The sequence below is a fragment of the Arcobacter cryaerophilus gv. crypticus genome, assembly GCF_002993025.1.
Lineage (GTDB): Bacteria > Campylobacterota > Campylobacteria > Campylobacterales > Arcobacteraceae > Aliarcobacter > Aliarcobacter cryaerophilus_B.
Genome location: NZ_NXGI01000037.1, coordinates 1 through 430, shown reverse-complemented (window position 1 = coordinate 430; position 430 = coordinate 1). Strand labels below are relative to the sequence as shown.

The 430-nt window shown below is 35.3% G+C and carries 1 rRNA gene; it reads right to left on the bottom strand.

Annotation, left to right across the window (positions count from 1 at the left end):
* Nucleotides 1-82: 82 nt before the first annotated feature.
* Nucleotides 83-198 (bottom strand): 5S ribosomal RNA (gene rrf, locus CJ670_RS09675).
* Nucleotides 199-430: the final 232 nt, after the last annotated feature.

Genomic DNA, 430 nt, shown 5'->3' with positions numbered 1-430 from the left:
AATAAAAAAGCTTACCTTGACCTACTATTGTTTTTCTTAGTAAGACAAGATAAGCTCTTGGGGGGATTTGTAAAACTCAATGAGCTGGCAGCGACCTACGTTTCCACAGGGGGACCCTGCAGTATTATCGGCGATGAAGTGCTTGACTACCAGGTTCGGGATGGGGCTGGGTATTTCCACTTCTCTTTAACCACCAGCAAATTTGAGTGATAAAAGCTTGTAGTAAACTCTTAACACTCAAATTGTGATTTGAGAAATTTAATGCTAAAGTCTTTAATAGCTGTAAAAGCTAATTTCATATTTGTATATCTATATATAATCAACACAAATTAAACATAATAAACATATGCTTAATAAGATAGTAAACCAAAGAATTTGTTAAAATAAGCCAAACGTTCTATTAGTACTGGTCAGCTAAAGGGCTTACACC